The sequence below is a fragment of the Mycobacterium sp. genome, from assembly GCF_035506235.1.
Classification (GTDB): domain Bacteria; phylum Actinomycetota; class Actinomycetes; order Mycobacteriales; family Mycobacteriaceae; genus Mycobacterium.
Genome location: NZ_DATJPU010000106.1, coordinates 1 through 8648 on the forward strand (window position 1 = coordinate 1; position 8648 = coordinate 8648).

7 protein-coding genes and 1 pseudogene are annotated in these 8648 nt (G+C 64.2%); all 8 read left to right on the top strand.

Going from position 1 to position 8648, the window contains the following annotated elements; genetic code table 11:
- Positions 1-747: 747 nt before the first annotated feature.
- The 8 genes and pseudogenes from VMD50_RS09790 (at position 748) to VMD50_RS09825 (ending at position 8550) form a co-directional block, all read left to right on the top strand.
- The gene (locus tag VMD50_RS09790) at positions 748-1497 is read left to right on the top strand and encodes a phosphatase PAP2 family protein (RefSeq protein ID WP_325427241.1); all 750 of its coding nucleotides are present in this window, start codon (positions 748-750) and stop codon (positions 1495-1497) included.
- A gap of 454 nt (positions 1498-1951) precedes the next feature.
- Positions 1952-2953, top strand: coding sequence for a methyltransferase (locus VMD50_RS09795; protein ID WP_325427243.1), 1002 nt, complete (start codon positions 1952-1954; stop codon positions 2951-2953).
- 45 nt (positions 2954-2998) lie between these two features.
- A complete protein-coding gene (locus VMD50_RS09800; protein ID WP_325427245.1) occupies positions 2999-3400 on the top strand; it encodes a hypothetical protein in 402 nt (133 codons plus the stop codon).
- Between the two features lie 13 nt (positions 3401-3413).
- Complete coding sequence (gntA, locus tag VMD50_RS09805) at positions 3414-4268, top strand: guanitoxin biosynthesis heme-dependent pre-guanitoxin N-hydroxylase GntA (protein ID WP_325427247.1); 855 nt, start codon at positions 3414-3416, stop codon at positions 4266-4268.
- Positions 4265-4861 carry an urea carboxylase-associated family protein gene (locus tag VMD50_RS09810; protein ID WP_325427249.1) on the top strand — a complete coding sequence of 199 codons (597 nt, stop codon included), beginning with the start codon at positions 4265-4267 and terminating at the stop codon, positions 4859-4861. Before gntA ends, VMD50_RS09810 begins: the two co-directional genes overlap by 4 nt.
- Before the next feature lie 346 nt (positions 4862-5207).
- Positions 5208-6326, top strand: coding sequence for a phosphotransferase family protein (locus VMD50_RS09815; RefSeq protein ID WP_325427251.1), 1119 nt, complete (start codon positions 5208-5210; stop codon positions 6324-6326).
- A 116-nt stretch (positions 6327-6442) separates the two neighbouring features.
- Positions 6443-7396: pseudogene (locus tag VMD50_RS09820) on the top strand (alpha/beta hydrolase fold domain-containing protein); the annotation flags it as partial.
- A 170-nt stretch (positions 7397-7566) separates the two neighbouring features.
- A complete protein-coding gene (locus tag VMD50_RS09825) occupies positions 7567-8550 on the top strand; it encodes an NAD-dependent epimerase/dehydratase family protein (RefSeq protein WP_325427254.1) in 984 nt (327 codons plus the stop codon).
- The last annotated feature ends 98 nt before the right edge of the window (positions 8551-8648 follow it).

Consider the following 8648-nt stretch of genomic DNA (forward strand, 5'->3'; position numbering starts at 1 on the left):
GGCCGTCGACCTACAACGACGTGATCACCGTGCCGCCCCGGCACCGCGAACACCAAACCCCGGCATGACCAGCCAACAAGCTGCTCACGGTCAGTGCCGGATCTCTACCCTTTGGTGCTCAACCTGAGTGCCCCCCAACATCCTGGGGTCGATGGATGAACGTTGAGTACTACCTGCCGAAGGTGCGGTCGAACATGGTGAGCCTGACGACGCACGGTCATCGCATGCAGGATGGGAGGCGTCCGGGGTGTAACTGGTGAGGACCGCGATGCGGCCCCGGGCTTGAGCATCCGCACCATTTCGCGTGCCATGCGGAACGGCTCGGACATGAGGTAAAGCGGCCCAAGCAGCGAACCGCGTCGGATGACGCGTCGGCGAACGACAGCAGGCGAGCGTCGCCGCGGCCATAACAGGGAGCACGTTGTGGTCCAGTACCGCGCGCGTCAGCATGGCTCGGAGATGTCGAACCGGCGGCGAGGCCTCTATCCGGTAGTCGTTCTGCCAACGATCCGGTGAAATTGCCTAGGCCGCAGGCCACCTCGAGCAGTCGTCCCGCTTGGAGCAAGATACGGAGCGACTCACCGGAGCGCCTTCGCGGCCGTAACCCATGGCGCAACTCATCTGTCACCTATGTCGTGAACACTCATATCCTTAGCTCCACCGAAAACCACGTAGGCTAGTGCTCGGCGGCTGGCCGCAGACTTATTTACCTCGGGGCCGTCGGGTTCTGGGGAATCGGAGTTGTTGTTGGCTATTGATGCGCTGTTTCGTCGCTGGCGGATGCCCATGGCATTAGTTCCGCTCGGGCTCGTGTTGGTCTTGACCTGGCTGGCGGTCGGCGTGCACGTCCACGGATGGGTAACGGCGTTCGACGCTCCGACCGCGTCTTGGATCGGAGACAGCGTCCACCGATCTCAGGGCCTTCACGAAGCGTTGTTGATAACCGCGCGGCTCGGCAACCCCCTCACGGTTGCAGCGGCCGCAGTAATCGGCGGAGCAGTGCTGGCCTGGCGTGCTAGTTCAGTAAGGCCGGGCGTCGTTGTGGTTGGCACGGTCGCGGGGGCTGTGCTCGCCAACACCGCGATCAGGGCGGTCATTTACCGCCCATTGACCGAAGCGGAAATCCGGGCATTACCGCGATTCAGTACCGCACATCATCCGTTTCCGTCCGGGCACGTGGCCGGGATCGGCGCGCTGCTCGGAATCATCGCTGCCTGCATCGTGGTCGGACGGGGCCGTATAGTGCAGGCCCTGGCGACGGCCTCGGTGATTGCCGGCGTGGTGGTTGTTGCCTTGAGCCGCTTGGGTCTTGGAGCCCATTGGCTCAGCGACGTCATCGGGGGAGCGCTTCTGGCTGGGGTATTCATGAGCCTCGGCAGCCTCGCCTTGGTGGCTCGCCCGGATCAGTCCGTCAGCGCCAGCGTTGATGTACTTCCGCACGAGAGCACAGGACTCGATGACCGACGCGATATGTCGACTCCGTGCGAACCGCAGTAGCCCGAAGCCTTTCTCAAAGTGCCGACGTGCAGATCTTCTCAGACGCCTGCTTTGGGACGCGCTCCCCGCACCCTTGAGGTTTGCATGCCGACCACCTGCTGAGTCGCTGCGCCGGGGCGGGTCGCAACTGTTTGCCGGATAGCCGGGCCTTGCCTTCTCGTGATTCTTGAGGGTATGGCCGGCTTTATAGCTGCTACGAGACTAGAAGCCCGGCTATACGGGTTCAAATCTATCGATTAGTATGTAAAACACGTTATCAGTGTATTATCGGTATGATGCAACTCTGGCGCTGCCGCCCTAGCCGCGGCCCGCGCCGGCCTGGTAGGAGCGACATGGACCTTAGGCGTACTGCGTCGGCGCTGGTCGGCGAACAATGAGCACAAGGCAGAATCGATCGACAGCGCCCTCCTCGTCGGCGAGGCTGATCGACCCCAAAGATCTTCCGATCAGTCTCATGGACATCGAAGTAAGCCTGTTGCCGACAGAACTCGTCAGGGAAACGACCGTCCCGCGATCCGATCCGTTTCCCCACAACGAGGACGCCGTGCTGGCCCTGGCACGCGCCGTGCGCGACACCGGTTACAGCTTCACTACGGTCACACCCGCCACCCATGCCCACGTCAACGCCCGGCCGTGGAATGCCGAGGCGAAGAGCCTGCGCGACGTGTTCGGCTGGAGCCGGCCGTTCCGGGCCGACCTCCTCCCCAGGCCGATCCTGCGGCTAATGTGGGAGGCCGGCGCCGTCGCCGAGGATGGCCCCCTGCTGCGGCCCACGATCAGGTTCTCGAGCCTTGACGGCGAACTGTTCGCCCACTCCTCCTACCCGCCGAGCGCCGCCGACGCGGTGTTCTTCGGGCCAGACACGATGCGGTTCGTCTCCGCAGTGATCGCGCATCTCGACGGCCGGATGCGGCCGGTGCGCCGTGCGGTCGATATCGGCTGCGGCTCGGGGGCGGCCGGAATCTGCGTCGCAAAGCGCGCACCCGGCGCCGAGGTCGTGCTCGTCGACATCAACCCTGCTGCCATGCGCGCGGCGCGCGTCAACTCCCGGCTCGCCGGGACGGAGGGGGTAGATGTGCGCCACAGCGACATGCTCCGCGACGTCGAGGGCCCGTTCGACCTCATCGTGTCGAACCCGCCCTTCATGATCGATACCGCAGAACGCGCCTACCGGCACGGCGGCGGCCCGCTCGGAGCCGGCCTGTCGCTGGCCGTGGCGGAGCAGGCGGTCGAACGCCTCGCCCTCGGCGGCACCCTCGTCCTGTTCAGCGGCGCGGCGATCGTAGAGGGGGAGGATCCCTTCCGCGACACCGTGGCCGAGCTGTGCAGCCGCGCCGGCCTGGACCTGACCTATCGCGAGTTCGACCCGGACGAGTATGGTGAGGAACTGGCGAATGCCGTCTACGACGAGGTCGAGCGGCTCGCCCTGGTCATCGTCACGGTCACGCGCCCATGAGTGACGAATTTCTCCGCGACGACCTCACGGGTCTGACGACTTTTTTTGCTGCGTCTCGAGCAGCGACCGCCCGCGGCCGTTTTGAAGGCCGCCCGCGGCCCCCTGGGAGCCGCGGAATTGCGCACGCAGCGGTGCGCGCTCGCCGAACTGGCCATTCACCAGGAACTCGACGCAGAATGGCGCCGACTGCGGCCGCGGATCCAGGCCTTCGACAAGCGCACCGACAGGACCATGGCTTTGGAGTCCTTTCGGTCGGGAATGGGCTTGGCGAAGGTGCTGGCGCGCTGCTTGTTGGGGCAGTGGGTCGTCGAACCGCTGGCGGACCTGCCGGACATGTGCAGGCGGCTAGACCGTCGCCGGGTTCCCGCGGTGATCAGGCTCGGAAGGGTGCGGCGGCGGGCCCTTGTCTGGGTGGGATCGCCGGTGAGCTGGACGCACGGTGGCTGAGTGATGACGTGCGATGGGCCGCGCGCGCGAGGAAGACCCGGTAATGCCGACCATCGCGGAACCGAACGTGGATCTGGGACGGCACAGGGGGTGGAACCCACTGGCCGCCGATCCGGTTGCCACCGCGGGCTCGAGCTACTTAGGGTCACGGAATGGCGCGCTCGAGTGCATCCTGGAACCGCCGCGGCCACCGAACCCAGCCGAAGTCGCTGTGCACGATCATCTGCGCGAATGGGTCCTGGGCGAGGGCTACCCGTGTGTCGGCGCGCGGTCGGCGTTCAACCGCCGCCTCTACCGCTTCGGTCTATACCCCGAGCTTGGCGCCGGCACTGTCGCGCGTGCCCTCTGCCACGACCTCTACGAGTTCGCTTACGAAATGGGCTCGCTTGAGACGGTCTTCGTGACCTTTATCGCCGTCTTCAGCCGGCCGAAGGCGATGTCGGAGGTGGAGTTCGAACGCCTGATGTGGGTGCAATTGCAGACGATGCACGATATCGACGGCAAATACTTTCCATGGGACCCTGAGGTCAGTTGTGACCCGGAAAATGAACGGTTCTCGTTCAGCATTGGCGCACGCGCATACTTCGTCGTCGGCATGCACCACCTCGCGTCGCGCAAAGCCCGCCAGTTCCCTTACGCCACACTCGTTTTCAATCTGCACGAGCAATTCGAGCGAATGCGGGAGCGCGGAAAATTCGAGATGTTCAGAGACATGATCCGCGCTCGCGACGTGGCGTTTTCGGGCTCGATCAACCCGGTGTTAACGAATTTCGGCTCGAGCTCGGAGGCCCGGCAGTATTCTGGCCGCGCCGTGGAAGACGACTGGCGCTGCCCGTTCGCGCCCTCAAGTGAAAAGGCAGCCGAGTGAGCGACGGCACAATCATTCGCATCCCGCCGCAAACCGGCCACGGATTCACTCTCGCGCGCGGTCAAACCCTGCGTGTCATCGACCCGGACGGTGAGCAGGTTGCTGACCTATTCGCGTTCGCTGCCGGCGGCGCGTCGGCCTGCCTGTCATCTGGACGATCGATCGACTACGCCGGCAAGATTTACCTGAGCACCGGCGACGTGCTGTACTCCGACGACAGCCGGCCTATGTTCACAATTGGAGAGGACACCGCCGGGCGCCACGACTTCTTGCTCACCCCGTGCAGTCAGGAGATGTTCGAGATCTTGTACCGGCACGAGGGCTATCACCCGAGCTGCTGGGAAAACCTGAAGCTCGCGCTCGAGCCGTTCGGCGTCGACGGACGCCGGATCGGCACTACGTTCAATATCTTCATGAATGTCGCCGTGGATCGCGGCGGCGCCATCACCGTCGGTGTGCCGTCATCAAAAGCAGGAGATCACCTTGATCTGCAAGCCGAAATGGACATGTTTGTCGCATTGACCGCGTGTTCGGCTGAGAAATCGAACAACGGCACGTTCAAACCTATCGACTACGTGGTGTTGGACGGATGACTGGAGCTCCCCGGCCGGCTGACGGTACGGATCGAAGGCGCAGAGACGCCCGACCGGATGCGGCGCTACAACCCCGCGCGCGGTTACGGTCGCAGTCCTCTGCCGGTCCGGCGGCCTGTTAGTCAATGAGATCTTGAGTGAATGGATGCTTCACTTGCGCGGCCGTTAACGGACTGTAAGGCTTGTAATTTGTTTGTTATGATTCCGATTAGTATGTAAACTGCTCTACTAGTGTATCATCGGTATGATCGCACGAGGCGCTGCCGCCCTAACCGCGGCCCGCCTTCCCGCCGGCTGGTAGGAGCGACATGGACCTTAGGCGTGCTGAACTGTTGGTCGGCGAACCATGAGCACACGGCGAATCAGATCCACCGCGCCGCTGTGGTCAGGCCGGCAGCACGACGTCAACGACCTCCCGCTTGGTCTCATCGATATCGAACTAAGTACGCCGCTGGCCGAACTCGTCAGCGACACCGCCGTAGTTTTGCTGCGCTCCGAACAAGGACCGCCCGCTGCGGTTTTGAAGATGGCTCGTGGCCCGCTACGTGGCGCAGAACTGCGCATGCAACGGCGTGTGCTCGCCGAACTGGCCATTCACCACGGACTCGACGAAAAATGGCGCGAATTGCTGCCACGGATTCTGGCCTTCAACGAGCGCGGCGACGCCACCATGTCCATGGAGTCCTACCGCCCGGGCGTTGACCTGGCCGAAGTGCTGGGGCGTCGCCCGGACTGTGCCCAGCAGCTCACCCCTGCGGCTTTGAGTGCCATTGCGCCGCTGCACCGGCGGACCGCCACGTTCGTCGGCGTGGACAATATTTGCTATCTGCGGCGGTGGGTCCTGGAACCATTGGCGGACTTGTCCTACATGTGCCAGCGGCTCGATCCCCGTCTTGTTCCGGAAATCGACCGGGTTGGCGTGATACTGCGCCGGGCACTTTTCGGCCGACGTCTACCGGTGAGCTGGACTCACGGCGACTTCACTCCGGGCAATGTCCGGGTGGCCGGCCCGGAGGGACCGGTTACCGGCATCGTGGACTGGAGCGGGGGCCGTCCAGGCCGGCCGGCGCTGATTGACGAGTACCTGATGGTCCTGTCTGCAAGCTGCCTCGTAGAGCAGGCTGACCTGGGCGCCATCGTCGCTGAGCGGCTACGGGTGGGCGGCCTCTCAGACTGTGAGCGCGATGCGATACGTGCCGCAAAAGATCAATCGGACGCCGAAATCGGCGACCAGGAGCGCGGCGACGCACACGTCGATGAGCGCGTCGCCATCCTGCTGACTTGGCTGCACCGTGCTGTCGACCTCTGGCGCAGGCGCGCCACACACCCTAACCAGCACCTTTGGTGGGCCACCAACGTGGCGCCGGTGCTTGAGGCCGTCGCCGCACGGCACGGGTTCGATATTTCCAACGTGCGGGCTCACGGGAGCCGCGGCGCGAATTTGGGCAATCACGTCGATGGCTGACCATGAAAAACGAAGGACGAACGCTCGCAGCACATGGTCGGCCTATCAGGTTCGACAATGGCAAGGCAGCCGCCGCTCAACGGCAAACTTTGGCGTTCGACGGGCGGGACTCCGGGATGCTTCGGGAGGTCGTCGAGGATGAGCCGAGCGTTGCCGGCCGGCTTGCCTGGCTCGGGGCTCGTGTCACCATCCGGCCCGCCCTGGCAATGGGCAGCCACTTAGCGAACGCGCCGTGGCCATGGGGCCTCGTCGACTTTGCTGCCCGAGCTGTGACGCCTGCGCCGGGCAGCGTACGCGCCACGATTCGGTTGCCGCATTGCACCGGCCGATTGGTCCGTGCAGGCGGCGTATTGCCTGCCGATGGCACCCGCGGCGTCGTGTTGTACATGCACGGTGGTGGCTTTCTGACCTGTGGCGCTAACACCCATGACCGGCTCGTCACCACATTGTCCGCGTACGCCGATACGCCGGTGCTAGTGATGAACTATCGGATGATGCCCAGGCATTCGATCGGTCAGGCGATCGATGATTGTTACGACGGCTATGGGTGGCTGCGTGGCGCAGGTTACCGGCCAGAGCAGATCGTTTTGGCCGGCGACTCCGCGGGAGGCTACTTGTCGCTCGCGTTGGCCCAACGCCTGTGGGGGGAAGGCGAGGACCTCGCGGCCATCGTCTGCATGTCACCGCTGATGCAGATATCCCGGACCCCCAAGCAGGCGCACCCCAACATCCGAAGCGATGCGATGTTCTGCGCGAAGGCGATACGCGCGTTCGCCGAGCTGGCTGCCAAGGCGTCCCAGCGTCGCACCATGGAGGGGCACCCCGAGGAGATTTACGAACCGCTCGACCACATCGAAGCCGGTCTGCCCCCCACGTTGATTCATGTATCCGGTTCGGAGGTGCTGCTACACGATGCTCGGCTGGCCGCGAGCAGGTTGGCTGCGGCTGGGGTAGCGGTGGAGCTGCGAGTGTGGCCGGGACAGATGCACGTTTTCCAGATCGCTGCGCCGATGGTGCCGGAGGCCAACCGCTCGTTGCGCCAGATCGGCAATTACATCCGCGAGGCGACCGACCGAAAAGCCACGCCACAGTTGACTCAGGGTTACCGTACGGCCGCTTGTAGCGCCGCAGCCCTTGCACTGGGATCTCGCGTCGGCGCTTCTCCGGACGTCATTGCTGATTCCCCTTCAAACTCTTTGCGCCCGAAAACAATTCACCGCCGAACGGGAGAAGGCTAGTGATGCGTGCCCTTGTCACCGGTGCCGCCGGATTCATTGGTTCCACCCTGGTCGACCGTCTGCTGGAGGAAGGCCACCAGGTGACAGGAGTCGACAATCTGAGCGCCGGCTATCCCGCCGCCAACCTCGGTTCGGCTCACCGACACAAGGGGCCCGGCCGGTTCACCTTCGTCGCTTTCGACGTTCAGCGCCCCGGCTTGTCCGACATCGTCGCAAACTCTAATCCGGATGTGGTGTTCCATTTGGCTGGACAGGTCGCCGTGCGCAGGTCCGTTGCCGATCCACGGCATGACGCCCGCAACAACGTGCTGGGGACCATCAACCTGCTGGAAGCGAGCCGCCGGGCCGGAGTCCCGCGAATCGTGTACGCTGCCTCGGGTGGCTCCCGCTACGGTGCACCGGCCGCTTTGCCCGCCACCGAGGACACCGCCGTGGACCCGCGGTCTCCACATGCGGCGGCCAAGGTCGCCGGCGAGCTGTACGTACACGCCTACGCCAGCATGTACGGACTAGCGCCCATCTGTCTGGCGCTGGCCAACGTCTACGGGCCGCGTCAAGATCCAAATGGGGAAGCCGGCGTGGTCACAGTGTTTGGCAGTGCGATGATTTCCGATCGTCCCACGACCATCTATGGCGACGGGACCGCCACCCGCGACTACGTTTACGTCGATGACGTAGTGACCGCCTTCCTCTGCGCCGCGGATGCGCCGATCACAACGACCGGCACCTTCAATATCGGTACCGGGATACAGACGTCGGTCATGGAACTGCACCAGTTGATCGCCGCGGCGGTGGGAGTCTCGCGTCCGCCCGATTACGCCGATGCCCGCACCGGCGAGGTTCCTGCGAGCGCGCTGGACTCGACCCTGGCGAGCCGGGTGTTGGGCTGGAAACCCGAGACCGACCTAACCGAAGGTATCGTGCGGACGGTCGGCTGGCTGGAAGCTCTCCTCGATCCCCGCCCGGCTGCCCTCGCACACGCCTAATGGGGCGAAGCGTTTCCCGGACTGCTCGAGGGAGTGGGGTGTACGCTACGTCGGCCAAGTTTGGCTGTTTTGATGATTTAGTGCCCTGAGGTTGCTAC